The sequence below is a fragment of the Streptomyces sp. NPDC102402 genome (assembly GCF_044765765.1).
Lineage (GTDB): Bacteria > Actinomycetota > Actinomycetes > Streptomycetales > Streptomycetaceae > Streptomyces.
Window position 1 is genome coordinate 112,566 of record NZ_JBIWKR010000008.1, and the last position, 26,063, is coordinate 138,628.

At 69.1% G+C, this 26,063-nt stretch carries 21 protein-coding genes and 1 tRNA gene; 9 read left to right on the forward strand and 13 right to left on the reverse strand.

Annotation, left to right across the window (positions count from 1 at the left end; genetic code table 11):
• Positions 1 to 13: 13 nt before the first annotated feature.
• Complete coding sequence (locus ACIRJR_RS23275) at positions 14 to 925, reverse strand: hypothetical protein (RefSeq protein ID WP_403783847.1); 912 nt, start codon at positions 923 to 925, stop codon at positions 14 to 16.
• Between the two features lie 255 nt (positions 926 to 1,180).
• Here ACIRJR_RS23275 and ACIRJR_RS23280 point away from each other — a divergent pair, with 255 nt between their 5' ends.
• The 5 genes from ACIRJR_RS23280 to ACIRJR_RS23300 all read left to right on the forward strand — a co-directional run bounded on the left by ACIRJR_RS23280 (position 1,181) and on the right by ACIRJR_RS23300 (position 8,435).
• Positions 1,181 to 1,957 carry a S1 family peptidase gene (locus tag ACIRJR_RS23280; RefSeq protein WP_403783849.1) on the forward strand — a complete coding sequence of 259 codons (777 nt, stop codon included), beginning with the start codon at positions 1,181 to 1,183 and terminating at the stop codon, positions 1,955 to 1,957.
• Between the two features lie 142 nt (positions 1,958 to 2,099).
• On the forward strand, positions 2,100 to 2,423 hold the full coding sequence (locus tag ACIRJR_RS23285) for a chorismate mutase (RefSeq protein WP_403783851.1): 324 nt from the start codon (positions 2,100 to 2,102) through the stop codon (positions 2,421 to 2,423).
• A gap of 227 nt (positions 2,424 to 2,650) precedes the next feature.
• Positions 2,651 to 5,239: an aminopeptidase N gene (gene pepN, locus ACIRJR_RS23290; RefSeq protein WP_403783853.1), complete on the forward strand. Its 2,589-nt coding sequence runs from the start codon at positions 2,651 to 2,653 to the stop codon at positions 5,237 to 5,239.
• 368 nt (positions 5,240 to 5,607) lie between these two features.
• Entirely contained in the window at positions 5,608 to 7,008 is a 1,401-nt protein-coding gene (locus tag ACIRJR_RS23295; RefSeq protein ID WP_403783855.1) for a pyridoxal phosphate-dependent decarboxylase family protein, read from the forward strand.
• Entirely contained in the window at positions 7,005 to 8,435 is a 1,431-nt protein-coding gene (locus ACIRJR_RS23300; RefSeq protein ID WP_403783857.1) for a lysine N(6)-hydroxylase/L-ornithine N(5)-oxygenase family protein, read from the forward strand. Before ACIRJR_RS23295 ends, ACIRJR_RS23300 begins: the two co-directional genes overlap by 4 nt.
• On the opposite strand, the gene ACIRJR_RS23305 is transcribed toward ACIRJR_RS23300, so the two are convergent.
• On the reverse strand, positions 8,410 to 9,012 hold the full coding sequence (locus ACIRJR_RS23305; protein ID WP_403784259.1) for a transposase: 603 nt from the start codon (positions 9,010 to 9,012) through the stop codon (positions 8,410 to 8,412). The two genes, ACIRJR_RS23300 and ACIRJR_RS23305, sit on opposite strands and share 26 nt — an antisense overlap.
• A 36-nt stretch (positions 9,013 to 9,048) precedes the next feature.
• On the opposite strand from ACIRJR_RS23305, the gene ACIRJR_RS23310 reads away from it, so the two are divergent.
• Positions 9,049 to 9,789: a hypothetical protein gene (locus ACIRJR_RS23310; protein ID WP_403783859.1), complete on the forward strand. Its 741-nt coding sequence runs from the start codon at positions 9,049 to 9,051 to the stop codon at positions 9,787 to 9,789.
• Between the two features lie 277 nt (positions 9,790 to 10,066).
• Here the strand turns inward: ACIRJR_RS23310 and ACIRJR_RS23315 are convergent, their stop codons facing one another.
• Entirely contained in the window at positions 10,067 to 11,029 is a 963-nt protein-coding gene (locus ACIRJR_RS23315; protein WP_403783861.1) for an SDR family NAD(P)-dependent oxidoreductase, read from the reverse strand.
• Positions 11,030 to 11,221: 192 nt separating this feature from the next.
• Between ACIRJR_RS23315 and ACIRJR_RS23320 the strand changes: the two genes are divergently transcribed.
• Positions 11,222 to 11,530, forward strand: coding sequence for a hypothetical protein (locus ACIRJR_RS23320; RefSeq protein WP_403783863.1), 309 nt, complete (start codon positions 11,222 to 11,224; stop codon positions 11,528 to 11,530).
• Positions 11,531 to 11,625: 95 nt separating this feature from the next.
• Here the strand turns inward: ACIRJR_RS23320 and ACIRJR_RS23325 are convergent, their stop codons facing one another.
• Positions 11,626 to 13,437 (reverse strand): bifunctional metallophosphatase/5'-nucleotidase, encoded by a 1,812-nt coding sequence (locus ACIRJR_RS23325; protein ID WP_403784261.1) that lies wholly within the window; start codon positions 13,435 to 13,437, stop codon positions 11,626 to 11,628.
• A 248-nt stretch (positions 13,438 to 13,685) separates the two neighbouring features.
• Here ACIRJR_RS23325 and pyk point away from each other — a divergent pair, with 248 nt between their 5' ends.
• A complete protein-coding gene (pyk, locus tag ACIRJR_RS23330) occupies positions 13,686 to 15,119 on the forward strand; it encodes a pyruvate kinase (RefSeq protein ID WP_403783865.1) in 1,434 nt (477 codons plus the stop codon).
• 6 nt (positions 15,120 to 15,125) lie between these two features.
• Here pyk and ACIRJR_RS23335 read toward each other — a convergent pair whose 3' ends face one another.
• Complete coding sequence (locus ACIRJR_RS23335) at positions 15,126 to 15,914, reverse strand: helix-turn-helix domain-containing protein (RefSeq protein ID WP_403783867.1); 789 nt, start codon at positions 15,912 to 15,914, stop codon at positions 15,126 to 15,128.
• Positions 15,915 to 15,997: 83 nt separating this feature from the next.
• Positions 15,998 to 16,081 (reverse strand) — tRNA-Leu (locus ACIRJR_RS23340).
• Positions 16,082 to 16,175: 94 nt separating this feature from the next.
• On the opposite strand from ACIRJR_RS23340, the gene ACIRJR_RS23345 reads away from it, so the two are divergent.
• Complete coding sequence (locus tag ACIRJR_RS23345) at positions 16,176 to 16,832, forward strand: ANTAR domain-containing response regulator (RefSeq protein ID WP_103516878.1); 657 nt, start codon at positions 16,176 to 16,178, stop codon at positions 16,830 to 16,832.
• A gap of 83 nt (positions 16,833 to 16,915) precedes the next feature.
• On the opposite strand, the gene ACIRJR_RS23350 is transcribed toward ACIRJR_RS23345, so the two are convergent.
• The 7 genes from ACIRJR_RS23350 to ACIRJR_RS23380 form a co-directional block, all read right to left on the reverse strand.
• Positions 16,916 to 17,632, reverse strand: coding sequence for an ABC transporter ATP-binding protein (locus ACIRJR_RS23350; RefSeq protein WP_403783869.1), 717 nt, complete (start codon positions 17,630 to 17,632; stop codon positions 16,916 to 16,918).
• Positions 17,629 to 18,534 carry an ABC transporter ATP-binding protein gene (locus ACIRJR_RS23355; protein ID WP_403783871.1) on the reverse strand — a complete coding sequence of 302 codons (906 nt, stop codon included), beginning with the start codon at positions 18,532 to 18,534 and terminating at the stop codon, positions 17,629 to 17,631. The genes ACIRJR_RS23350 and ACIRJR_RS23355 overlap by 4 nt, the downstream gene beginning before the upstream one ends.
• Before the next feature lie 5 nt (positions 18,535 to 18,539).
• The gene (locus tag ACIRJR_RS23360; RefSeq protein WP_403783873.1) at positions 18,540 to 20,324 is read right to left on the reverse strand and encodes a branched-chain amino acid ABC transporter permease; all 1,785 of its coding nucleotides are present in this window, start codon (positions 20,322 to 20,324) and stop codon (positions 18,540 to 18,542) included.
• A 5-nt stretch (positions 20,325 to 20,329) separates the two neighbouring features.
• A complete protein-coding gene (locus ACIRJR_RS23365) occupies positions 20,330 to 21,259 on the reverse strand; it encodes a branched-chain amino acid ABC transporter permease (RefSeq protein WP_267076296.1) in 930 nt (309 codons plus the stop codon).
• Between the two features lie 104 nt (positions 21,260 to 21,363).
• Positions 21,364 to 22,569, reverse strand: a complete 1,206-nt coding sequence (locus ACIRJR_RS23370; RefSeq protein ID WP_267077963.1) for a branched-chain amino acid ABC transporter substrate-binding protein — start codon at positions 22,567 to 22,569, stop codon at positions 21,364 to 21,366.
• 607 nt (positions 22,570 to 23,176) lie between these two features.
• Complete coding sequence (locus tag ACIRJR_RS23375; RefSeq protein ID WP_403784264.1) at positions 23,177 to 23,647, reverse strand: PaaI family thioesterase; 471 nt, start codon at positions 23,645 to 23,647, stop codon at positions 23,177 to 23,179.
• A gap of 80 nt (positions 23,648 to 23,727) precedes the next feature.
• Positions 23,728 to 25,998, reverse strand: coding sequence for an FdhF/YdeP family oxidoreductase (locus ACIRJR_RS23380; protein ID WP_403783875.1), 2,271 nt, complete (start codon positions 25,996 to 25,998; stop codon positions 23,728 to 23,730).
• Positions 25,999 to 26,063: the final 65 nt, after the last annotated feature.

Sequence of the window (26,063 nt, forward strand, 5' to 3'; positions counted from 1 at the left end):
CAGGGGTGTTCGCTCAGGTGTCGCACTCCAGGACCGTGCGGCACAGGCCGCACCGGGCCCGCGTCCGCCCCCGGACCGGTACCCGGACGCGCTGGTGGCAGGTGGGGCAGGCGAAGGAGACCCGGAGCCCGTCGGCCCCGCTCTCGAAGGCGTACGGGACGGACGGGCCGGGGCCCGGGCCGGAACGGTCCGCGGCGCAGCGGCGGTCCTTGGCGTAACGGCGCCTGCCCGCCCAGCCCGCCGCTGTCAGCGGCGGCCGGCGCAGGTCGTTCAGCGCCTCGGCCATGCCCCTGGTGTACGCCGTGTACGCCTGCGGGCTGGTGAACCACACGGACGGGTCCTCGTCGAAGGCCAGCGCCCGCTTGGCGAGTACGTACCCGAACTCCTCGGGTGTGAGATACCCGAGCTTCTGGCTGGAGACCGCGTCCTGACGGAACGCGTCCAGCAGGAGCCAGCCCGCGCCCAGATAGGCCGTCACCGTGTCCGTGAGGATCTCGTTGTCGCCGGTGCCAGGGAGCTCCAGCCCCAGCCGGTGCAGCAGCACATGGGTGATCTCGTGGGCCAGTGCAGCTCCGATGTCCCTGCGGTGCGTGCGGAAGCGGTCGTTGAGCTCGACGAAGTACTCCGGGCCGGCGGTGAGTTCGACGCTCGCCGCGTGGTCCATCCGCCGGAAGCCCACGATGACGCGGGCCTGCGGCAGCCGGAGGTGCTGGACCAGGGCGCCGGCCACCCGCTGGGCGCCGGGATACAGGTCGTCCCCGTCGGAGAAGGCCGCGTCGGCCGGAGCCAGGCTCGTGGCGTAGGCCCGCACGCCGTCGGGGGAGAGCCGCCGGTAGAGGGCGGTGATCGAGGACCGCACGGCGTCGAGGTGCGGGAAGCCGTGGACGACGGGACCGCCGCCGCTGCCGTTACCGACGTCGCTCACGTCCGCACCCCCATCGATGGCGCTCGACCGGCCTTCACTCTAAGGCGGTCCGAGGAGAACCGGCCCGGACACGGCAGTCGATCTTGGCCGGAATCCCCGCCTTGTGGCAGCGGTGATCGCTTCCCGATAATCGGAGCGTCTTGTCGAGGGCATGCCGATAATGACCTGGCCCGTGCCCCTGACCAGGACACGCACACCCGCACGCCTGCACCCGCACCCCCCACCTCCACCCCCCACCGAAAGCAGGCACAGCCCGTGAAGCAACTGCTGCGCACCCTCAAGAGATGCTCCGTCATCGCAGCGGTGGCACTCGCCACCCTCAGCCTCCAGCCGTCCAGCTCCTCCGCCGCCCCCGCACCCGTCGTCGGCGGCACCCGCGCCGCCCAGGGCGAATTCCCCTTCATGGTCCGGCTCTCCATGGGCTGCGGCGGCGCCCTCTACAGCCCGACCGTCGTCCTCACCGCAGCCCACTGCGTCAACGGATCCGGCAACAACACCTCCATCACCGCCACCGCCGGCACCGTGGACCTCCAGTCGTCCTCAGCCGTCAAGGTCCGCTCCACCAAGGTCCTCCAGGCACCCGGCTACAACGGCGTCGGCAAGGACTGGGCACTGATCAAGCTCGCCCAGCCCATCAACCAGCCCACCCTCAAGATCGCCACCACCACCGCCTACGACACCGGCACCTTCACCATCGCCGGATGGGGCGCCGCCACCGAGGGCGGGGGCCAGCAGCGCTACCTCCTCAAGGCCACCGTCCCCTACGTCTCCGACGCCACCTGCCAGCAGGCCTACGGAAGCGACCTCGTACCCAGCCAGGAGATCTGCGCCGGATACGTCAGCGCCGGTGGAGTCGACACCTGCCAGGGCGACTCCGGCGGCCCCATGTTCCGCAAGGACAACGCCGGAGCATGGATCCAGGTCGGCATCGTCAGCTGGGGCCAGGGCTGCGCACGGCCCGGCTACCCCGGCGTGTACACCCAGGTCTCGTCCTTCGCCTCCGCGATCGCCTCGGCGGCAGCCACCCTCTGACCCGCCGCACCGCCGATCCCGCCCCGCCCCGCACCACCACGGGGGCGCCCGTCCCGACGGGCGCCCCCGTACCCGTACCCGTACCCCGGCCTCGCACCCGCCCTCGACACTCCTCCCACCGGGGCGTCTAAGCTCGTCGACCATGACCACGAGCGACACCGACGAGTACGTCACCGCCGAACTGAACCGGCTGCGCGAGAGCATCGACAACATCGATGCCGCAGTCGTCCACATGCTCGCCGAGCGTTTCAAGGCCACCCAGCAGGTGGGCCACCTCAAGGCCGAGCACCACCTGCCACCCGCCGACCCGGCCCGCGAGGCACGCCAGATCGCCCGGCTGCGCCAGCTCGCCGAGAGCGCCAGGCTGGACCCCGCCTTCGCCGAGAAACTGCTGAACTTCATCGTCGCCGAGGTCATCCGCCACCATGAACGCATCGCGGAGGAGACCGCGGCCCCCGACGCCTGACCCCACCGACCCGGACGCCCCGCCCGTGCCCGGGAGCCGCACCACCCACCGTGCGGCCCCCGCGCCTCCGCGGGGATACGGCCCCGGCCCCCGGGGGAGCCGCACCCACCGGTCCCCCCACCGGAACAGCCCGGCCGCGAGCCGCCCCGCAGGACACGTCGCACCCGCCGTCAGCCCTGCGAGAACCCCCCTGCACGGCCCCACACCCGTACGGCAGCATGGGCGCCATGTCCGTACTGACGCGCAACGAAGCGCAGACCCGCGCCCAGCTCCTCGACGTACACCGGTACACGGTCGGCCTCGACCTCACCAGCGGTGACGAGACCTTCGGCTCCAGGACCGCCATCCGGTTCACCGCCCACGCGGCCGGAGACACCTTCGTCGAGATCAAGCCGGACACCCTGCGCTCACTCAGCCTCGACGGACGACCGCTCGACCCCGAACGCCTCGACGGCAACCGCTACCCCCTGGAACGCCTCACCGAAGGCCCCCACGAGCTCACCGTCGACGCCACCATGCGCTACTCCCGCACCGGCGAGGGCATGCACCGCTTCACCGACCCCGCCGACGGCGAGACCTACGTCTACACCCAGCTCTTCATGGACGACGTCCAGCGCGTCTTCGCCGCCTTCGACCAGCCCGACCTCAAATCCGTGTTCGACCTCACCGTCACCGCACCCACCGGCTGGACGGTCCTCGGCAACGGCACCGCCACCCAGGCCCCCGAAGGCCACTGGACCATCGCCCCCACACCACCCATCTCCACCTACCTCGTCGCCGTCGCCGCGGGCCCCTGGCACTCCGTACGCACCGAGCACCGCGGCCTGCCCTTCGGCATCCACTGCCGCCGCTCCCTCGCCACCCACCTCGACACGGACGCCGACGAGATCCTCGACATCACCCGCGCCTGCTACGACCGCTACCACGAGAAGTTCGAAGAGCCCTACCCCTTCGACTCCTACGACCAGGCCTTCGTCCCCGAGTTCAACGCCGGCGCCATGGAGAACCCCGGACTCGTCACCTTCCGCGACGAATTCGTCTACCGCTCCGCCGTCACCGGCACCGAACGCCAGACCCGCGCCATGGTCATCGCCCACGAGATGGCCCACATGTGGTTCGGCGACCTCGTCACGCTCGCCTGGTGGGACGACATCTGGCTCAACGAGTCCTTCGCCGAGTACATGGGCTACCAGACCCTCACCGAAGCCACCCTTCCCCGAGCCCTCAACTCCGTGCGAGCAGGGGAGACCCCGTACCCCGACACCTGGGTCGAATTCGGCGTCTCCCGCAAGGGCTGGGGCTACGACGCCGACCAGCGCCCCACCACCCACCCCGTCGCCCCCGACCCGGACGCGGTCCCCGACACCGCCTCCGCCCTCCTCAACTTCGACGGCATCTCCTACGCCAAGGGCGCCTCCGCACTCCGCCAGCTCGTCGCCTGGCTCGGCGAGAAGGACTTCCTCGCCGGCATCAACACCCACTTCGCACGCCACAAGTTCGCCAACGCCACCCTCGCCGACTTCATCGACAACCTCGCCTCCGCCACCGACCGCGACGTCCACACCTGGGCCACCGCCTGGCTCCGCACCACCGGCATCGACACCCTCACCGCCCACGTCGAAAGCACCGGCCAGAGCTGGAACCTCACCGTCGACCACGCGGGCAGCCGCCCCCACCGCATCACCGTCGGCGCCTACGACCACAGCCTCGACACCCAGACCGGCACCGAACAACTCGTCCTGCGCGACCGCTTCGCACTCGACATCCCGCAGGACGCCACCCCCGCCACCCAGCCCGGCAACCGCCCCGACCTCGTCGTCATCAACGACGAAGACCTCACCTACGCCAAGATCCGCCTCGACCCCCGCTCCTGGGACACCGCCCTCACCCACCTGTCCGGCATCCCCGACGCACTGACCCGCGCCCTCCTCTGGAACGCCGCCCGCGACATGGTCCGCGACGGCGAACTCCACCCCACCGTCCACCTCACCGCCGCCCGCACCCACCTCCCCTACGAAACCGACCTCGCCCTCGTCCAAGGCGTCCTCGGCTTCGCCGCCACCCAGATCGCCGACCGCTACCTGCCGCCCCAGGACCGCCCCACCGCCCTCGCCACCCTCACCTCCCTCTGCCGCGACCTCCTGCGCCGCACCGAAGGACTCACCCCCGAGGACTGGGAACAGACCCCCGGCACCACCGACCCCGGCAGCCCCGACCCCGGCCTCCGGCTCACCGCCGTACGCCACTTCATCGACGCCGCCACCCAGCCCGACACCATCCAGGACTGGCTCCGCGAGGGCACAGCACCCGGCGGACCCGAACTCGACCCCGAACTCCGCTGGCGCATCCTCACCCGCCTCGCCGTCCTCGGCGCGACCGACGAGACCGCCATCGCCCGCGAACTCGACCACGACCCCAGCGCCACCGGGCAGGAAGGCGCCGCCCGCTGCCGCGCCGCCCTCCCCACCCCCGAAGCCAAGGCAGCCGCCTGGCACGCCATGTTCACCGAGGACACCCTGTCCAACTACCTCTTCACCGCCACCGCCCAAGGCTTCTGGCAGCCCGAACAGGCCGAACTCCTCCACCCCTACACGGCCCGCTACTACCCCGACGCCATCGCCCTCGCCGCACGCCGCGGCCCCGCCATCGCCGAAGCCGCCGGACGCTACGCCTTCCCCGCCCACGCCGTCGACCAGGACAGCATCCGCCTCGGCGAACAAGCCCTCGACAACCCCGCACTCACCCCCGCCCTGCGCCGCAGACTCACCGACCAGCTCGACGACCTCCGCCGCGCCCTCGCCGTACGGACCCGCTGAGACCGGCGCACCACCCGCCGCCCCCGCCCCGCGAGAAGCCCGCCGCCCACTTCGCCCACGAGCGGCGCACCGACCCCTCGCCCACGAGCGGCGCACCGACCCCGGCCACCACCCACACCACCGTGCCCGGCCCCACCCACACCACCGATACCCCACCCGCACCACCGTGCCCGGCCCCCTCACCGAAGGAGGCCGGGCACACCCATGCGAACGGCGAACGCCTATACCAGCTCCGCACTCCCCGACACCCCCACACCCGGTCGCAGTACCCCTTTCGGGTCGAGATCGTTGGGCTCTTCGGCCGCCCCCTCCGCAATCCGGACAAGCTGGCACGACCGCCCCCGCGCTCCCGAAGGACCACACCACCCATGCCCACCCCGCCCCTCGCCGGAGGCACCGCAGGCCCCGCCCACCTGCGCCCCCTCCTCGACACCGTCCTCGCCGCACTCCACGAGGGCGCCACCCGCAGAGGCGGCCCCCTCCCCGCCGGCGGCCCCGACACCACCACCCGCCACCTCCACCGCACCACCGGCCCCCTCATCCCCGACCAGGGCACCGGCGCCCACCACGCCCTCCGCACCCTCGTCACCGCACTCGCCGAAGGCGCCGCAGACCCCGCACACCCCCACTGCGCCGCCCACCTCCACACCCCACCCCTGGCCCTCGCCGTCGCAGCCGACCTCGCCGCATCGGCCCTCAACCCCTCCATGGACTCCTGGGACCAGGCCCCCGCGGCCTCCGCCCTCGAGACCGCTCTCACCACCGCACTCGCCGCCGAGATCTACCCCCAGACCCAGGACCCCGACGCCCTCGTCACCACCGGCGGCACCGAAGCCAACCAACTCGCCCTGCTCCTCGCCCGCGAACGCCACGGCCCCGTACAGACCATCTGCGCCGCCAACGCCCACCACAGCATCACCCGCGCCGCCTGGCTCCTCGGCCTCCCCAGCCCCCTCGTCATCCCCGCCCCCACCGGCGTGATGGACACCGAAGCCCTCCGCGACGCCCTCACCCGCCACCACGGCCCCCTCCTCGTCACCGCCACCGCAGGCACCACCGACACCGGCCAGATCGACCCCCTCACGGACATCGCCGACCTCACCACCACCCACGGCGCCGAACTCCACATCGACGCCGCCTACGGCGGCCCGCTCCTCTTCAGCCCCACCCACCGCCACGCCCTACGCAGCCTCCACCGTGCCCACAGCGTCACCCTCGACCTGCACAAACTCGGCTGGCAGCCCGCATCCGCAGGCATCCTCGCTGTCCCCCACCACCACGACCTCGACGCCCTCCACCACCACGCCCCCTACCTCAACGCCGACGACGACACCGACGCAGGCCTCCCCGACCTCCTCGGCCGCTCCCTGCGCACCACACGACGCCCCGACGCCCTCAAGATCGCCGTCACCCTCCAGGCACTCGGCCGCGACGGCCTCGCCGACCTCATCGACCGCACCGTCGCCGCCGCCCACCACCTCGCCGACCTCATCGACGAGAGCCACGGCCTCGAGCTCTACGACCGCCCCACCATCAGCACCGTCCTCTTCCGCCCCACCCACACCGACGACACCACCGTCGCCACCATCCGCCGCACCCTCCTCACCCGGGGACACGCCGTCCTCGGCCGCGCCCGCACCCACGACGGCCTCTGGCTCAAAGCAACCCTCCTCAACCCCCACACCACCCCCGACGACCTCCGGCAGCTCCTCACCCTCGTCACCCGCACCCACGCCGACGCCACCACGGAAGGCAGCACCCCCCGATGACCGACCGGACCACCCCCGAAGGCGACCGGACCCACGACCTCCTCGGCATCGGCCTGGGCCCCTTCAACCTCTCCCTCGCCGCCCTGGCCCACGGCATCCCCACCACCCCCGGCCGCCCCCTCACCACCGCCTTCTACGAACAGCGCTCCGCCTTCCACTGGCACCCCGGCCTCCTCATCGACGGCGCCACCCTCCAAGTCCCCTTTCTCGCCGACCTCACCACCCTCGCCGACCCCACCAGCCCCTGGACCTTCCTCAACTACCTCCGCACCCGCGACCGCCTCTACCCCTTCTACTTCGCCGAGCAATTCCACATCCACCGCGCCGAATACGACGCCTACTGCCGCTGGGTCAGCGAACAGCTCCCCACCATCCACTTCAACCACCAGGTCGACACCATCACCTGGAACGCCGACCTCTCCCACTTCGAAGTCGACTTCACCCACCTCGGCCCCGAAGGCGAAGCCCAGACACCCGGCCGCACCCACACCCGCCACATCGCCCTCGGCGTCGGCACAGCACCCTTCATCCCCGAACCCCTCCGCCCCCTCGCCGAAGCCCCCCAAATCCCCGTCATCCACTCCGCCGACTACCTCCACCACCGCGAAGAACTCCTGAAAGCCGACCACATCACCGTCATCGGCTCCGGCCAGTCCGGCGCCGAGATCTTCCTCGACCTCCTCCGCGCCCGCCCCCTCGGCATCGAAAGGATCCACTGGCTCGCCCGCACCCAGGCCTTCGCACCCATGGAGTACTCGAAGCTCGGGCTCGAACACTTCACCCCCGACTACACCCACTACTTCCACGCACTCCCCGAACACGTACGCGACACCCTCGTCCCCCAGCAGTGGCAACTCCACAAAGGCATCGACACCGACACCATCTCCGCCATCCACGACGAGCTCTACCGCCGCACCCTCCACGGAGGCTGGCCCGACGCCACCCTCACCCCCGGCGTCGGCGTCCGCACCGCAGGCCGCCTCTCCGGCAACGGCAACCGCATCGAACTCCACCTCGAACACACCCAGCAGGCCACCCGCAGCCGCCTCACCACCGACGCAGTCGTCCTCGCCACCGGCTACCGCGAACGCCCCCTCGACACCCTCCTCACCGGCATCGCCCCCCACATCCGCCGCGACACCCGAGGACGCCCCCGCATCCACAGCGACTTCCGCCTCGACCTCGACCCCGCCCTCACCGGCAACATCTACGTCCAGAACGCCGAACGCCACACCCACGGAGTCGGCGCCCCCGACCTCGGACTCGCCGCCTGGCGCAGCGCCACGATCCTCAACCACCTCACCGGCACCAACCCCTACCCCCTCCCGGAGCGCACCGCCTTCACCACCTTCGGCCTCACTCCCCGCACCACCCCCGCCGTCCCCGGACAAGGCAGCCCGCTCACCTCCCTCGTGCAGGGCCACTGACATGACGAGGCGGCCACCCCCACCCGAAGGAAACAACGGCCGCCGAAGGCACCCAAACCGCAGAGCCGCACAGAGACCAGGCACGCGCTGCGAAACGCCAGCCCGGGACCAAGAGGTTCCCGTCATCGACGACCCCCTCGCGACAACCGAACCTCTCACCCGGAGCGAGGCAACCCTCCCGCCGGGATCGCGCGGGCGGCGGGCCGGTACGGGCTCCCGCCGCGTACTGACGAGCGCGCACCACCGTGGAATCCACCCCGATGTCCCAGCCGATCTCACCGACGGCATCCACTTCGGCCCGGACCTGCTGGAGTAGCCGCTCCCAGGTACCGTCGGCCGACCACAGCCGGTACCGCCCATAGACCGTCTTCCACGGCCCGAACCGTTCCGGCAGGTCACGCCGGTGAATGCCGGTCCGCACCCGGTGCAGGATCCCGTCGATCACCTGCCGATGATCCCGCCACCCACCGCACCGGCCGGCGACCACTGGCAGGAACGGCCACAGCCGCCCCACTCCGCAGCTGTCAGATCGTCCCGCCCCACGGCCGAGATGACGATCTGCCGACGTGACAGTCACATGGGCGGACAAAACCCAGGGCTTACGCTCCCGGGCATGACCAAGTTCTTCGCCACTGTGTGCCTGCCGCCGACCTCGCCCCGCAAGGTTCCCCAAGCCATAGCTGCCCTCATGGCGCCCTACGACGCCAACCTCACCGAGGAATGGAATCCGGCCGGCCACTGGGACCGGTGGGCCATCCACTCCAGCGCGGGCAACGCCTACCTCGTGTTGCCCCCGCACGACGGCGACCGCAGGCTCGTCACGGCCTCAACCGTGCCTCGCAGGAAGGCCAAGCTCGACGCCCTCGGGCCACTGGAATGCTACGGCGGACCTCGGGGCCTGCTCGACTTCGACGGCATGCGGAAACGAGCGGCGCGCACACATGACGCCCTGCTCGCCGCCTGGACCGAGCTGACCGCAGAACACCCGCCGGCCCACCCGCTCACAGACTTCCTCGCTCGCCACGAAGCCGACCCCGAAAGGTACTCCCTGGCAGACGCCAGGGAGGAACATCTGGCCCAGCCGCTGGTGCAGGACGTGGCCCGGCGGGCGATCGCCGGAGACCCCCACTTCGACACGTCGTTCCTGCTCAATGACCCGATCGCGTACTTCGGGCAGGAACACGAGGAAGCACGGCTGTGGTCGGTCCGGTGCGCCGTGCCCGGCTTCGCCCTGGTCACCCTCGATGGCACGTGGATGGACGCGGACACAGACGGCCACTGGGAACAAGCCAACCGCTATCTCGACGGCCTCGACGCCGAGGCCGTCGTCCTCGACCTGCTCTGTCACTCCTGAGCCGTCATCCCGGGCAGACCCACAGAGGCCGGCCCGGCGGCCGCGCGGCGGGAGCCCAAGATCGCCCGGACAGGCTCCCGCAGCGGGAGCCCAAGATCGCCCGGACAGGCTCCCGCCCTCCAGCCCCCGTACGCGGAGGGACCCGGCAGGGCCCGCACGGACGACGGGCCGTCCCGCCGCACACGCTCCACACAGACACCCACGATCCCCCGGAACGCCGAAGCCGACGCCGTACCCGCGGCCCAGCGCCGCGCACAGCACCGCGCGAACCGCCGGCCTACCGGGACACCGCCGCGAAAGCATCGACACCCGTCAGCCCGGCCGACAACGCCCACAGACGCGCGGCCTCCCCGAGGTCCGTCGCATGCGAGTGCACTCCACCCTCCACACCCTCGACCGCAGGCTCAGCAACGTCGCAGTCCTCGCAGTACACGCCACCCATCCCCACCAACTGAGGGGAGACCGCCGCCCACACCTGCGTCGCCGCACCCTGCCCGGGCGTCTTGAACGTCGGATCGGCCAGGTTGCCGCCCTCGTCGATCCACCCGGCGCCGACCATGTCCGCCTTCGCGAGATGCCGCTGCAGCGGCGTGAGGATACTGCCCGGATGCACCGCGAACGCCCTGACCCCCGCATCACGGCCGAGCACATCGAGCTGCACCGCGAACAGCACGTTCGCCGCCTTCGCCTGCCCGTACGCCTGCCACCTGTCGTAGCCGCGCTCGAACTGCACGTCGTCCCACCGCATACCGGCACCGTGAGCACCGGAGGACACAGCGACCACCCGCGCGCCACCTCGCACGATCGCCGGCCACAGCCGGTTGACCAAGGCGAAGTGGCCGAGGTGATTCGTCGCGAACTGCGCCTCCCAGCCCGGACCGACCCTCGTCTCCGGGCACGCCATGATCCCCGCGCTGTCGATCACCATGTCGACCGTGCGGCCCGAGGCCAGGAATCGCTCGGCGAAACCCCGGACGCTCTCGAGGTCGGACAGGTCCATATCGTCGGTCTCGACGCCCTCGATGCCCCCGACCGCCTCCTCGGCGACCGACCGCCGCCGCGCCGGAACCACGACCCGAGCCCCGGCACCCGCCAGAGCACGCGTCGTCTCCAGACCGAGCCCCGAGTAACCACCCGTCACGATCGCCGTCCTACCGGACAGATCGATCCCGCTCAGGACATCGTCCACCGTGCTCCGGGCACCGAAACCCGAACCGATTGTGCGCTGAGGTGTCGTCATGGCCGAGACGCTAGATGCTGGACCGCACTCCAGGACAAGCGCGACTTTCGGCCAAGGACCCGGCCCCACGGCTGAAACCCACCACCCGCAGACCGCTGCCGCCACCAGCGGCGGCAGCCCGGACACAGCCGTGCCCCCAGCACCCCCGGGGGACCTGCCGACCACCGGCCACCAGGTGCCATGATGCGCACCATGATCATCACCGCATCACCCGCACCCACAGCCGACTCCACCCCCACCGGAGTCCTGGTGTTCCTCGCCGTGCTGGGAATCGCAGCCGTCTGCTACGGAGGAAGATGGGCGCTCGACATCCGTGGCGCCATAGACACCACGCTCACACGCAGACGCGCAGCCCTGGACATCAAGGCACAACAGACCGGCAACCTCGGACTCACCCAAACCGACGGCATCAGCCCGTCATTCTTCAGATACCTCGGAATCGTCATCACCACCGGAGGACTCGCCCTGCTCGCGCTCAGCGCGATCCTGGCAACCGTCTGAACCCCCTCCACCCGCCGGGAACACGAAAGCGGCCGCCCTCCCGAAGGAGAACGGCCGCCCCGCACCGGCCGACAGCACAGCGGGCCGGGAACCGGTCAGAACACCGGCACACCGTCCCGCGTCAGCCGCCAGTCCACCGACGCGAACTCCGCCGGATCCACCGAACCCTTCGCCTGCACCCACCCGATGATCGTGTTCCGGATCTCGTCCGAATTCGCCCACAACTGCTTCGCACCCGGCACATGCGGGAAATTACCCCCGCCACTCGCCCGGTAATTGTTCACCGCGAACACGAACCGCGCCGCCGGATCCACCGGCGCCCCCTCGAACGACAACCCCACGATCCGCGAACCCACCGGCTTCGCGATATCGATGTCGTACGACACCCCCGACACCACGTCATAGTTGTAATCCGGGATGTTCTCCGCGTTCGTCAACTTCGCCGTGTCCACCGGCGCACCCGCGGCCGTCTGCACGTAGTACTTCGCCGAATACTCCAGATAGTCCTTCAACTGCGCACCCGTCAGAAGCCGCGCCTCCAACGTGTTCTCGAACGGATACAGCCCCGCAGCATCCTTGATCGTCACCTCACCCGCAGGAATCGCCGCCGTACGCGAGAAGCACGCCGCCTGCGACAGCACCGGCAGCGCCGCGTACTCCCCACCCGCAAGCGCCCCCTTCACCGTCTCCGCCTGCACCACGTTGATCAGATCGATGACCGGCTCGTCCTTCCACGGCGCGTCCACCGTCGACATCGCCGCCACCGACGTACCGATCACCTGGTTCACGTACGCCACCACCCTGGTGTGCTCGTCACCGAGCATCGACGTGATCCGCGGGTCCTCCTCCACCGTGTTCGAGTTCAGCACGGAGGCGCCGACCTTCTCGACCGCCCAGCGGCCCTTCTCCCACACCAGGTCGAAGTCGAACAGCGTCAGCCGCTGCCCCCACTTCAACGGCTCCGACAGGACGACCCGCTTCCCCGTCTCCTTGTTCGTCACGAAGTACTCAGGGATCTCCGAGTGCGCGTGACCCACCAGGATCGCGTCGATCCCCGGCACCTGCTCCGCCACCAGACCCGCCGCGTTCTCCACGTACGGCAACTGGTCCCCGTACGACGACGTACCCGACGAACCCGAGTGCGCCGACACGATCACCACATCCGCACCCATCGAACGAAGCTTCGGCACCCACTTCGCCGCCTGCTCCTCAAGGCCCGGGAACACCATCTTCCCGCCCACGTTCGCCTTGTCCCAGATCGCGATCCCGGGATTCGTCAACCCCAGCACCGCCACCCGCACATCGCGGCCGTGCGGTGTCCGCATCCGCTTGATCACATACGGAGCGAACGCCGGCCGCAGAGTCTTCGCGTCCAGCGCATTCGCCCCGAGCAGCGGAAAGTCACACTGCTCCTCGAACTTCCGCAGCACCGGAATACCGTAATTGAACTCGTGATTGCCGAGCGCGGCGGCGTCGTAACCGATCTTGTTCATCGCCTGCGCCATGGGATGCACCGGACCGCGCTTCGCCGTGATCGGATCGATCTTCGCGTAGTAGTACGACAACTGCGTGCCCTGGATCGTGTCACCCGCGTCGATCAGCAGCGTGTTCCGGCGGCCGCGGTCCTCCCGGATCTGGTTCACCAGCGTCGAGATCTTCGCCAGGCCGACATCGTTGTGCGCCTTGTCGTCGAACTCTCCGTCCGTGAAGTAGTCCCAGTTGAAGACGTTCCCGTGCAGGTCCGTCGTCCCCATCACCGTGAACGAGTACCGCTTCGGCGGACGCCCGTGACCGTGGCCCTTCGACTCCGAGGCCGCCGCCGGCCCCGCCCCGACGCCTCCCGCCAGCGCCACACCCGCACCGGCCACAGCCGAACGGCCCAGAAACGTCCTACGGTTCAACGGCATCCTTGACTCCTCGTTCGAGCGAACAACGCGCGTAGATTCTGACCCGCCCGACCCCACCCGCAACACCCCGCGCAGGTTTCGATCTGGTGACCGGCGCCCCCACACCCCTCGCCGGATCGACCCGGCGCACGCTCATCGGAGCGCGCCGCCGCACAATTCAACAGTTGTCAATAACCCTTCACCCAAAGACTGTTGGTCAGTCATGCGGAGACAATTACCTACCCGCAGGTAAGGTCTAGGCTCGAACCATGCGCCGAGCGAAAATCGTTTGTACCCTGGGACCCGCAACCGACACGTACGAGCAGATCAAGGCACTCGTCGAAGCGGGAATGGACATCGCCCGCCTCAACCTGAGCCACGGCACCTATGCCGAACACGAAGAGCGCTACCACCGCGTCCGCAAGGCATCCGAGGAAACCGGCCGCAGTGTAGGAATCCTCGCCGACCTTCAAGGCCCGAAGATCCGCCTCGGCCGATTCGCCGAAGGCCCCGTACTCCTTGAACGCGGCGACGACTTCACCATCACCGTCGAACCCATGGAAGGCGACCGCACCACCTGCGGCACCACCTACGACGGACTCGCAGCCGACGTCACCGCCGGTGAACGCATCCTCATCGACGACGGCCGCGTCACCCTCGAAGTCACCGGAGTCGACGGACCCCGCGTCCACACCACCGTCATCGAAGGCGGCATGGTCTCCGACCACAAGGGACTCAACCTCCCCGGCGTCGCCGTCTCCGTTCCCGCCCTCTCCGAGAAGGACATCGACGACCTCCGCTGGGCCCTCCGCACCGGCGCCGACGTCATCGCCCTCTCCTTCGTACGCAGCGGACGCGACATCGACGACGTCCACCGCGTCATGGACGAGGAGGACCGCCGCCTCCCCGTCATCGCCAAGGTCGAGAAGCCCCAGGCCGTCGAGAACATCGACGACATCGTCGCCGCCTTCGACGGCATCATGGTCGCCCGCGGCGACCTCGGCGTCGAAATGCCCCTGGAACAGGTCCCGATCGTCCAGAAGCGCGCCATCAAGCTGGCCAAGCGCAACGCCAAGCCGGTCATCGTCGCCACCCAGATGCTCGACTCGATGATCGACAACTCCCGCCCCACCCGCGCCGAGGCCTCCGACGTCGCCAACGCCGTCATCGACGGCACCGACGCCGTGATGCTCTCCGGCGAGACCAGCGTCGGCAAGTACCCCGTCGAGACCGTCCGCACCATGGCCCGCATCGTCGAAGCCGCCGAGGAGGACATCCTCGCCAAGGGCCTCCCGCCCCTCACCGACCGCAACAAGCCCCGCACCCAGGGCGGCGCGGTCGCCCGCGCGGCAGCGGAGATGGGCGACTTCCTCGGCGCCAAGTTCCTGGTGGCCTTCACCCAGAGCGGCGACACCGTCAAGCGCCTCTCCCGCTACCGCTCCCCGATCCCGCTCCTGGCCTTCACCCCGGACACGGCCACCCGCGCGCAGCTGAACCTCACGTGGGGCGTCGAGACGTTCCTGGGACCGCACGTGGAATCCACGGACGCGATGGTGGCGCAGGTGGACGAGGAACTCCTGCGGATCGGCCGCTGCCAGAAGGGCGACATCGTGGTCATCACGGCAGGCTCCCCGCCCGGGGTCGCGGGCTCCACGAACCTGGTACGGGTGCACCACATCGGCGAGGACGACAGCCCGAAGTAACGGTCGTCAGTACTTCGGCCCGACGTGAGCGTCCATGAGGGCGACGGACGCCCGTCGGGCTACGGAGATGTTGTACTCCTTGCCCGCGCGGGTGCAGTGCGTCCACTCGATACCGAGCTTGTCCAGGGTGTCGGTGTAGAGCCGGCGGATGTCGTCGGAGACGTTGGTGAACCAGTAGCGGGGGTATTCGTAACGTTTGCGCTCGCCGCCGACGAGTCTGGTTGTCCAGTTGGTGATACGGCAGCCGTCGGAGTGGACCAGGCCGCGGATGAGCGGCCAGGGATCCGCTTCGATGATTTCCTGTTGCCAGGATTCCAATGCGATCGGACGTTCATGCTTCCGTCCAGGGCCGTGCTGGGGGAACATGCAGGGGAGGTGTGCCGAATAGACCTTGATGTTGTGGCAGCCGGGTTTACGCACCCGGCAGGTTGCGTTGTCGGGAAATACCTGGCGCATCGCCGTCTCGGCCTCATCCTGAATCCCGGGCCAGGAATCATCCAGTGTGATCATGAGGTTCGGCACTCGATGCTGTGAGTGCTGGCTGATATGGCCATCTCCCAGATAGAGCCCCAAGAGGTACGCATAAGCGCTGGTGTCCAGCTCGACGCTGTCGCACCGATGGCAGGTGGGGGCATGTGGGCCTGGACACTCGCCGTGCTTGGCCCGATCCATGTGCAGCCAGTAGGAGACAGTGCCGCGAGGCACATTTAGTTGTCGTGCAACGTCCGCGCCCTTCGTGCCGGACCGGAGCAGGGATACCGCTTTCTGGCGTGTTTCTGAGCCGTGAAATCTCACGTGACCAGCCTGCACGTCGATGCCGATCTCCGGATCGCAGAAAGCGGATATTCACGAGAACGTGAGCATCCGCTTTGCGTGTGTGCCGGGTATGGGATTCGAACCCACATGTCCTTGCGGACAGAGGTGTTTGAGACCTCCGCGTCAGCCAATTGCGCCAACCCGGCTTGGTGATCGATCAGCAGTCTACCCGGTGTCCGCCGGGTGTGGCAGGTAGGTAGGCTGCTTCGCAGCAGCACCTGCCCTGAATCAAGGAGCCCCGTGACCACCCCCGAGTCGCCCCAGCCCGTAGACGCCGTCGACGACGACAAGTCGCACGTCCCGCCGCTGACGACCCGCGTCGTCATCGCCGAGGACGAGGCCCTGATCCGTCTCGACCTCAAGGAGATGCTGGAGGAGGAGGGCTACTCGGTCGTCGGTGAGGCCGGTGACGGGCAGCAGGCCGTCGAGCTGGCCCGGGAGCACCGTCCCGACCTCGTGATCCTCGATGTGAAGATGCCCGTCCTGGACGGCATCTCCGCCGCCGAGAAGATCACCGAGGAGTCCATCGCCCCGGTTCTGATGCTGACGGCGTTCTCGCAGCGGGATCTGGTCGAGCGGGCCCGGGACGCCGGGGCGATGGCGTATCTGGTGAAGCCGTTCAGCAAGAGCGACGTGGTTCCGGCCATCGAGATGGCCGTGTCCCGGTTCGCGGAGCTGAAGGCGCTGGAGAGCGAGATCGCGGACCTGTCGCAGCGGCTGGAGACCCGGAAGCTGGTGGACCGGGCGAAGAGCATCCTGCAGACGGACTACGGGCTCTCGGAGCCGGCCGCGTTCCGCTGGATCCAGAAGACGTCGATGGACCGGCGGATGTCGATGCAGCAGCTGGCCGAGGCGCTGATCGAGGACGCCGACGAGAAGAAGAAGGCCGCCGAGTAGGCAGCCGCGGAGCCGTACAGGAGAAGGGCCCGCTCCCGGGACGTTTCCGGGAGCGGGCCCTTCTCGTTGTGCGCGGGTGCTGCTCAGTCCTCGCCGAGGTAGGCCTTGCGGACCGACTCGTCGTGGAGCAGGTCGGCACCGGTGCCGGAGAGGACGACCTTGCCGACCTCCATGACGTGGCCCTGGTCCGCGAGGGAGAGGGCCGCCTGGGCGTTCTGCTCGACGAGCAGGATCGTGGTGCCCGACGCCTTGAGCTCGACGATGGTCTCCATGATCTTCTGCATCATGATCGGTGAGAGGCCCATGGAGGGCTCGTCGAGCATGAGCAGTTTGGGCTGGGACATGAGGGCGCGTCCCATGGCGAGCATCTGCTGTTCGCCTCCGGAGAGCGTTCCGGCGGCCTGCTTGCGGCGTTCCCCGAGGATGGGGAAGAGGTCGTAGGCGCGTTGGACGTCCTTTTCGATGCCGGCCTTGTCGTTGCGGAGGTAGGCGCCGAGGAGGAGGTTCTCGGCGATCGTCAGCCGGGGGAAGACGTGGCGTCCCTCGGGGGAGTGGGCGATGCCCAGGGAGACGATCTTGTGTGCCGGGATGCCGGTCAGTGGCTTGCCCTCGAAGAGGATGCGGCCGCCGGAGGGCTTGAGGAGTCCGGAGAGGGTGCGCAGGGTGGTGGTCTTGCCCGCACCGTTGGTGCCGATGAGGGTGACGACCTGGCCGGCCTCGACGGTGAAGGAGATGCCCTTGACGGCTTCGATCTTGCCGTAGGCGACGCGGAGGTCTTCGACCTCGAGCAGTGCGGTCATCGGGTGTCCTCCTCCTCGGTGGCGGTGGTGGTCGGGGTGTCCGTCTTGCCGGTGCCGGCGTTCGTGCCCGCTGCTGTGGCTTCGGCGGCTGCGACCTCGGCGGCCTCCTCGGCGCCGGGGGCTCCTTCGAAGGGGGTGCCGAGGTAGGCGGCGATGACGCGTTCGTCGCCCTGGACGACGGAGGGGGCGCCCTCGACGAGCTTCTCGCCCTGGACGAGGCAGGCGACGCGGTCGCAGAGGTTGAAGATGAACCGCATGTCGTGCTCGATGACGAGTACGGCGGTGCCCTGGTCGCGGATGGCGAAGATGAGCTCTTCGGTGACGCGGGTTTCCTGCGGGTTCATGCCGGCGGTGGGCTCGTCGAGGAGCAGGAGGCCGGGTTCGCTGGCGAGGGCGCGGGCGATTTCCAGCTTGCGCTGCTCGCCGTAGGGGAGGTTGCGCGCGAGGTGGTCGGCCTTGTGGGCCAGGCCGATGAACTCCAGGAGTTCCATGGCGCGCGCGTGCGAGGCGGCTTCGGCCTTCTTGAAGCCGGGGCCGCGCACGAGGGCGGACCAGAGCCCTTCCTTGGTCCTGGTGTGGCGTCCGACGAGGACGTTCTCCAGGACGGTCATGTTGGCGAAGAGCCGGATGTTCTGGAAGGTGCGGGCGATGCCTGCCTGGGTGACGAGGTGGGGCTTGGGCGGCAGGACGGTGCCTTTGTAGCTGACCTTGCCCTCGGTGGGGACGTAGAGGCCGGTGAGGCAGTTGAAGAAGGTGGTCTTGCCGGCGCCGTTGGGGCCGATGAGGCCGACGATCTCGCCGCTGTTGACGGTGAGGGACACGGAGCGCACGGCGGTGAGGCCGCCGAAGCGCATGGTGACGTCGGTGGCGTCGAGGACCGTGGTGGATGCGGTGGTGGTCATGGTGGTTACGCCCCCGCCTTCGTGGCGCCGACGGTGTTCTCGGGGAGCCGTTGCTCGGGTACGTCGAGTTGGTCGGTCTCGTGGAACTGGAGCTTGGCCCGCTTGTTCGCGACGAGGCCCTCGGGGCGGAAGCGCATGAGCAGGACGAGCGCGAGACCGAAGAGGAGCAGCTGGAGTTCTTCGAGGAACTCGAGCTTCTTGGGGATGAGGTAGAGCAGGGCGGCGCCGATGAGGGGTCCGCTGATGGTGCCCATGCCGCCGAGGATGACGGCGGCGAGCAGGAAGGCCGAGTTGGGCGGCACGGTGTTGGCGAACTGGTACTGCTCGGGGGTGACCGTGGACTGCAGGTGCGCCTGGACGGTGCCGGCGACGCCGGCGAGGGTGGCACCCAGGGCGAAGGCGATCAGCTTCACGCGGAAGCCGTTGATGCCCATGGCGGTGGCGGCGGTCTCGTCCTCGCGGATGGCGACCCAGGCGCGGCCGATGCGGGAGTTGCCGGAGCGCTGGAAGACGAGGACGACGAAGACCAGGACCAGCAGCATGAGGAAGAAGTAGTTGCTGGGCCGGCCGAGGGTGAACCCGCCGAGGTCGTGCGACTCGCCGAAGTTGAACCCGAAGAACTCGAGGTCGGGGATGTTCGGGATGCCGTTCGAGCCGTTGGTGACGTCCGGGCCGGTGTTGCCGTTCAGGTTGAGCATCGTGATGCGGAAGATCTCGCCGAACCCGAGGGTCACGATGGCGAGGTAGTCGCCGCGCAGCCGCAGGGTCGGGGCGCCGATGAGGACGCCGAAGATCAGTGAGGCACCGGCTCCGGTGAGGACGGCGGCCCAGAACGGGAACTGCACGCCGATGCTGGAGGTGGGGGCGCCGGAGACGAGGGCCGCGGCGTAGGCGCCGACGCCGAGGAAGGCGACGTAGCCGAGGTCGAGCAGGCCCGCGAGGCCGACGACGATGTTCAGGCCGAGGGCGACGGTGGTGAAGATGAGGATGTTGGCCCCGATGAGGGCGTAGGTGTCGTCGGTCTGGGTGAACGGGAAGCAGGCGGCGGCGACGATGGCCGAGGCCATCGTGACGTTGCGGTGCTTGGCCGTGAGGTGGTTGAGCCGGGCGAGGAGCCCGGACTTGGAGATGGCCGCGGCGCCGAAGCAGGTGGCGATGAGGGTGCCGATGAAGAGTTCGGCCTCGGCGGCGATGCCGTACGCGAAGACGTAGAGGCCGATCGCGAAGGAGACGGCGATCACGATGATCTCGACCCAGGCCGGGAGTTCCTTGGCGCTCCGCTTGGCCTCGGGGGCCTTGGTCGCGGTGCGCAGGCGCTGCCAGAGCGTGGGGTCGGGGTGTTCGTCGGCGACCTCGGTGGGCAGGCCCAGGGCGGCGACGAGGGCGATGAGGCCTCCGATGCCGGAGATCCAGGCGCCGGGTTCGAGGTTGACGACTCCGCCGAGTTCGGCGGCGATGGAGCCCATGGCGTAGCCGACGGTGCCGACGGTGCCGAGGGCGATCAGCCGCACGGGCGCGTTCTTCGCGGCCGGTGTGAGCCATTTCAGGCCTCTGAGGCCGTAGCCGGAGAGGGTGAACAGGGCGGTGAGCAGGGCTCCTACGAGGGTGACGACCTGGAGTTCGGCGGGGTACCCGTACACCGTGAGGTCGCCGGGGTAGGCGCTGGTCCAGGTCCAGGGCATCATCGTGCCGGTGATGACCAGGACGGCTCCGGCCAGGACGCCGATGCGGGCGGCGCCGGCGGGGAGCGGGAGGACGGGGGGGTTGGGGTTCTTGGCGGTGGTCGTCATGGGGATCACGCCCTGTCCGCGACGCGTTCGCCGAGCATGCCCTGTGGCCTGAACAGCAGGAAGAGGATCAGCAGGGCGAAGGCCCACACGTTGGCCCAGGTCTGCGCGCCGAATTGTTCGAGGCCCGGGATCTGGCCGATGTAGCCGGTGGAGAGGGCTTCGGCGAGGCCGAGGACGATGCCGCCGAGCATGGCTCCGTAGATGTTGCCGATGCCGCCGAGTACGGCTGCGGTGAAGGCCTTGAGGCCCATCAGGAAGCCCATCTTGAAGCCGATCTGGCCGAAGTGCAGGGCGTATCCGATGGCCGCCACGGCAGCGAACGTGGCACCGATGGCGAAGGCCATGACGATGATGCGGTCGGTGTTGATGCCCATGAGCTTGGCGGTGTCGGGGTCCTGGGCTGTGGCCTGCATGCCGCGGCCGGAGCGCGTCTTGTTGACGAACCAGCCGAGGGCGATCATGCACAGGGGCGCGGCGATCAGGATGAACAGGTCGTTGCGGTTGATGTTGGCGCCGAGGAAAGCGATGGCGTCACCGGAGAACTGCGGGAAGGTGATGTCCTTCTTGGCGTCCGGGTATTTCCACCAGACGAGTTGCTGCAGGAAGAGGGAGAGGCCGATCGCGGTGATCAGGGGTGCCAGGCGAGGTGCGCCGCGTAGGGGACGGTAGGCGAACCGTTCCGCCGCGACGCCTACGGTGACCGAGCAGAAGATGCCGAACACCAGCATCATGGGGATCAGGGCCAGCAGGGGGGTGCTGGAGGGCATCCACAGCGTGATCGTGAACGCCCCGAAGCCTCCGATCATGAATATCTCGCCGTGGGCGAAGTTGATGAGCTGGACGATGCCGTAGACCATCGTGTAGCCGATCGCGATGAGACCGTACATCGCGCCGAGGATGAGTCCGTTGGCAAGCTGCTGCGGCAGTTCGTTCACCGCAAGGCCTCCGTGGAGTGGTTCGGATATGGCGCCGCGCGGGAGCGCTGGTAGCGCTCCCGCGCGGTCAGGGGTAATGCTGTGGTGCCGGGAGGACGACCGGGTTACGGCTTGACGGCCTCGGACTTCTTGTCCTTCCAGGCGCCGCTCTCGACCTGGTAGGCGGTCATCATCGTGTTGGTGGTGTCGCCGTACTCGTCGAAGGAGACGTCCCCGCTCACGCCGGTGAACTTGACCTCGGCCATGGCCTCGAGGACCTGCTCACGGCTGGGGACCTTGTTGTCGTTCTTCTCGTGGGCGATCTTCACGGCCTGGATGATGGACCAGGTGGCGTCGTAGGTGCCGCCGCCGTAGGCCTCGAAGGCCTCCTTGTAGCCGGCGGTCTTGTAGTCGGCGATGAACTTCTTGGCGGTGTCGAGCTTCTCGGTCGGAGCGCCGACGGAGGTGGCGAGGTCGCCCTCGGCCTTCTTGTTCAGCTTGATGAAGTCGGCGCTGTAGATGCCGTCGCCGCCCATGAGCGGGATGTTGGCGCCGGCGTCCTTGATCTGCTGGCTCAGGGGACCGGCGGCGGGGTACTCGCCGCCGTAGTAGACGGCCTTGGCGCCCGACTTCTTGACCTTGGTGGCGACGGCGTTGAAGTCGCGCTCCTCGGGGTTCACGTGGTCGGTGCCCACGATCTTGCCGCCGAGCTTGGTGAAGGTCTCCTTGAAGGAGGCGGCGAGGCCGGCGCCGTAGGTCTTCTGGTCGTCGATCAGGTAGATGTCCTTGACCTTCGCCGTTTCGAAGAGGTAGGTCGCGGCGAAGGCGCCCTGGATGGCGTCGGTGGTGGCGGTGCGGAAGTACGTCGCGAACGGGCGGGCCTTCGTGCCGCTCTTCCAGTCGTCGCCCTGGGTCAGCTCGGTGCCGGTGTTGGCCGGGGAGACCTGGACCAGCTTGGCGTCGTTGAAGGGCTTCTGCATCGACTGCGCGACGCTGGAGTTCAGGGGGCCGACGACGCCGAGAACTTCCTTGTCGTTGATGAACGACTGGGCGTTGGCCTGGCCGACGGAGGGCTGGGCCTGGTCGTCCTTCGCCACGAGTTTGAAGGTGACGCCGTCGACGGTCTTTTCCTTGTTGGCGGTCTTCACGGCAAGGTCGGCGGAGTTCTTGATGCCGAGTCCGAGCGCGGAGAGGTCGCCGGTCAAGGGAGCGTCGACACCGATCACGACGGTGGTGTTCCCGCCGTCGCTGCTGCCCTTGTCATCGTCGCGCGAACCGCAGGCGGTGAGGGTGAGGGCTCCGGTGGTCAACACCGAGGTGAGAATGATCAAGGAGCGGTTACGCACGAAAGGTCCTTTCCCTGGCGCGGCCTCCTCTGCTGAGGTGCCGTGACGATCGCCGGGCCGTACTGGTCGATACAGGGCCGTGCAGCAGACGCGCCCGGCGGCGCGGTGACTGGCCGTGACTCTATGGGCAGGTGGGGGGGTGCGGGATGGGTCCGGTGATGATGTGACTGTCTTGTTATGCCGTGGGGAAGGCTTGTTGGTCGCAGTGTGGAGGTGCGCGGCTTTTGCCCGGACGGTGAAGTGACCGCATGGTGAGAACCCGCAGCTCTGCTAAGGGGCTTGGGGTGATCATGGTGCTGACGCGCGAATCGGGGCGCAACGGGCGAGGGGGGTGGCCGGTCGGGTGCGGGGGCCGTGGCGCGCGGTGTTTTGTGTGTATTGCACACGTGTTACGCAGTGTTACATCCGTGCGAAGTGTTTGGTTCGTCGCGGAGTGGCGTCGCTGTTGAAGTGGGTCATGGAACGTGAGTGGCGGTCAAGGGTGTTGACCGTGCGTGTCCGTCAACTTCTGTGAGCGGTCTCGGATATGGGTCTGCCCGGTCCGGAATGCGGTGTGCTTTCCGGCCGGGCAGTGGGGTGTTGGGCGGGGTGGTCAGCCTCCGGCGGGGCCTGCGGCGTCGCGGAGCAGGCAGGTGAGGCGGGCGGTGCAGACCCGCTTGTCGTGCTCGTCCGTGATGACGATCTCGTAGGTGGCGGTGGAGCGGCCGCGGTGGACGGGGGTCGCGGTGCCGGTGACGAGGCCGCTGCGGGCGCCGCGGTGGTGGGTGCAGTTCAGGTCGACGCCGACGGCGAGCTTGGTGGCCCCGCCGTGGAGCATGGAGCCGATGGAGCCGAGGGTCTCGGCGAGGACGGCCGAGGCGCCGCCGTGGAGCAGTCCGTAGGGCTGGGTGTTGCCCTCGACGGGCATGGTGCCCACGACGCGCTCGGCGGAGGCCTCGATGATGGTGACGCCCATGCGCTCGCCGAGGTGTCCGGCGGAGAAGAGTGCCGGGAGGTCGACGCCGAGTGCCGCGTACTCGTCGATGATCTCCTGGGGGAACGTGGGTGCGGTGTGCTCGCCCATGGGGTCCGGCTCCGATCCTGTGCGGTCGTTCGTTGCTGTGTGCACTGTTCTTATCAGACGGCTGAGCGTGAGCTTAGGGCTCAGGGGGTCTCGAAGCGGACGACGACCGACTTGCTGGCCGGGGTGTTGCTGGTGTCCGCGGTGGAGCCGAGGGGGACCAGGACGTTGGTCTCCGGGTAGTACGCGGCGGCGCAGCCCCGGGCGGTGGGGTAGTGGACGACGCGGAAGCCGGGGGCCCGGCGTTCGACGCCGTCCTTCCATTCGCTGACGAGGTCGGTGTAGGAGCCGTCGGCGAGTCCGAGGGCGAGGGCGTCCTCGGGGTTCACCATGACGATGCGGCGGCCGCCCTTGATGCCGCGGTAGCGGTCGTCGAGGCCGTAGATCGTGGTGTTGTACTGGTCGTGGGAGCGCAGGGTCTGGAGCAGCAGCCGGCCTGCGGGGAGTGCGGGGTACTCGACGGGTGCGGCGGTGAAGTTGGCCTTGCCGGTGGCGGTGGGGAAGCGGCGTTCGTCCCGGGGGGCGTGCGGGAGGGTGAAGCCGCCGGGCCGTGCGACGCGGGCGTTGAAGTCCTCGAAGCCGGGTACGACGCGGGAGATGCGGTCGCGGATCGTGCCGTAGTCCGCCTCGAAGTCCTCCCAGGGAGTGGTGGAGGCGGGTCCGAGGACGGCGCGTGCCAGGCGGGCGACGATGGCGGGCTCGGAGAGCAGGTGGGGGCTGGCGGGGGCGAGGTTGCCGCGTGAGGAGTGGACCATGCCCATGGAGTCCTCGACGGTGACGAACTGCTTGCCGCCGGCCTGGACGTCCTTGTCGGTGCGGCCGAGGGTGGGCAGGATCAGTGCGCGGGTGCCGGTGACGGCGTGCGAGCGGTTGAGCTTGGTGGAGACGTGCACGGTGAGGCGGGCCCGGCGCATGGCCGTCTCGGTGACGGCGGTGTCGGGGGTGGCGCCGACGAAGTTGCCGCCCATGGCGAAGAAGACCTTGGCGTCGCCGTCGCGCAGCGCCTGGATGGACCGTACGACGTCGTAGCCGTGGTGGCGTGGCGACGTGATGCCGAATTCCTGGTCGAGGGCGTCGAGGAAGGCGGGGGCGGGGCGTTCGAAGATGCCCATGGTGCGGTCGCCCTGGACGTTGGAGTGGCCGCGTACGGGGCAGACGCCGGCGCCGGGCCTGCCGATGTTGCCGCGCAGGAGGAGGAGGTTGACGACCTCGCGGATGGTGGGCACGGAGTGCTTGTGCTGGGTGAGGCCCATGGCCCAGCAGACGATGGTGCGCTCCGAGGCGAGGATCATGGCGAGCGCCTGTTCGATGGCGTCGCGGTCGAGGCCGGTGGCGGTGAGGGTCTCGTCCCCGTCGGCGTCGCGGGCGGCCCGGGCGAACTCCTCGTAGCCGTGGGTGTGTTGGGCGACGAAGGCGGTGTCGACTGCGTCGTCGGCCTCGATGATCATTTTGTTGAGGAGGCGGAAGAGCGCCTGGTCGCCGCCGATGCGGATCTGGAGGAAGAGGTCGGTGAGGGCCGCGCCCTTGAGCATGCCCCGGGCGGTCTGGGGGTTCTTGAACCGTTCGAGGCCGGCCTCGGGCAGCGGGTTCACCGAGATGATCTTCGCTCCGGCGGACTTGGCCTGTTCGAGGGCGGAGAGCATCCGGGGGTGGTTGGTGCCGGGGTTCTGCCCGGCGACGATGATCAGGTCGGCCTGGTGGAGGTCTTCGAGGCTGACGCTGCCCTTGCCGATCCCGATGGTCTCGGTGAGCGCCGAGCCGGAGGACTCGTGGCACATGTTGGAGCAGTCGGGCAGGTTGTTGGTGCCGAACTCCCGCGCGAAGAGCTGGAGGAGGAAGGCGGCCTCGTTGCTGGTGCGGCCGGAGGTGTAGAAGAGTGCTTCGTCGGGGGAGGCGAGGGCGGTGAGCTCCTCGGCGATGATCCCGAAGGCGCGCTCCCAGGTCACGGCCTCGTACCGGTCGGCGCCCTCGGGCAGGTACACGGGTTGCGTGATGCGTCCCTGCTGGCCGAGCCAGTAGCCGCTGCGGGTGGCCAGGTCGGCGACGGGGTGGGCGGCGAAGAAGCCGGGGGTGACGCGGCGCAGGGTCGCCTCCTCGGCGACGGCCTTGGCGCCGTTCTCGCAGAATTCGGCGGTGTGTCGCTTGTCGCCCTCGGGCCAGGCGCAGCCGGGGCAGTCGAAGCCGTCCTTCTGGTTGACCTTGAGGAGGGTCTGCGCGGTGCGCCGGACGCCCATCTGCCGCTGCGCGGCGCGCAGGGTGTGGGCGACGGCCGGCAGTCCGGCGGCGGAGTGCTGGACCTCGTCGATCTGCGGCGCGTCCTGGACCGGGTCACCGGTCGGGGGCTTGGTGGCCATGGTGCTCCCCTTCGAGCCTTCGGGCGCCCTGCGTGCGGGCGCGCGGCGCGTCCGTGTGTGCGGTG

Bases quoted from the DNA above. Each gene is read 5' to 3' on its own strand.
- pyk (WP_403783865.1), top strand. From the start codon at position 13,686: ATGCGCCGAGCGAAAATCGTTTGTACCCTGGGACCCGCAACCGACACG.
- pepN (WP_403783853.1), top strand. From the start codon at position 2,651: ATGTCCGTACTGACGCGCAACGAAGCGCAGACCCGCGCCCAGCTCCTC.
- ACIRJR_RS23325 (WP_403784261.1), bottom strand. From the start codon at position 13,437: ATGCCGTTGAACCGTAGGACGTTTCTGGGCCGTTCGGCTGTGGCCGGT.
- ACIRJR_RS23380 (WP_403783875.1), bottom strand. From the start codon at position 25,998: ATGGCCACCAAGCCCCCGACCGGTGACCCGGTCCAGGACGCGCCGCAG.
- ACIRJR_RS23375 (WP_403784264.1), bottom strand. From the start codon at position 23,647: ATGGGCGAGCACACCGCACCCACGTTCCCCCAGGAGATCATCGACGAG.
- ACIRJR_RS23285 (WP_403783851.1), top strand. From the start codon at position 2,100: ATGACCACGAGCGACACCGACGAGTACGTCACCGCCGAACTGAACCGG.
- ACIRJR_RS23300 (WP_403783857.1), top strand. From the start codon at position 7,005: ATGACCGACCGGACCACCCCCGAAGGCGACCGGACCCACGACCTCCTC.
- ACIRJR_RS23355 (WP_403783871.1), bottom strand. From the start codon at position 18,534: ATGACCACCACCGCATCCACCACGGTCCTCGACGCCACCGACGTCACC.
- ACIRJR_RS23360 (WP_403783873.1), bottom strand. From the start codon at position 20,324: ATGACGACCACCGCCAAGAACCCCAACCCCCCCGTCCTCCCGCTCCCC.
- ACIRJR_RS23310 (WP_403783859.1), top strand. From the start codon at position 9,049: ATGACCAAGTTCTTCGCCACTGTGTGCCTGCCGCCGACCTCGCCCCGC.
- ACIRJR_RS23295 (WP_403783855.1), top strand. From the start codon at position 5,608: ATGCCCACCCCGCCCCTCGCCGGAGGCACCGCAGGCCCCGCCCACCTG.
- ACIRJR_RS23320 (WP_403783863.1), top strand. From the start codon at position 11,222: ATGATCATCACCGCATCACCCGCACCCACAGCCGACTCCACCCCCACC.
- ACIRJR_RS23315 (WP_403783861.1), bottom strand. From the start codon at position 11,029: ATGACGACACCTCAGCGCACAATCGGTTCGGGTTTCGGTGCCCGGAGC.
- ACIRJR_RS23350 (WP_403783869.1), bottom strand. From the start codon at position 17,632: ATGACCGCACTGCTCGAGGTCGAAGACCTCCGCGTCGCCTACGGCAAG.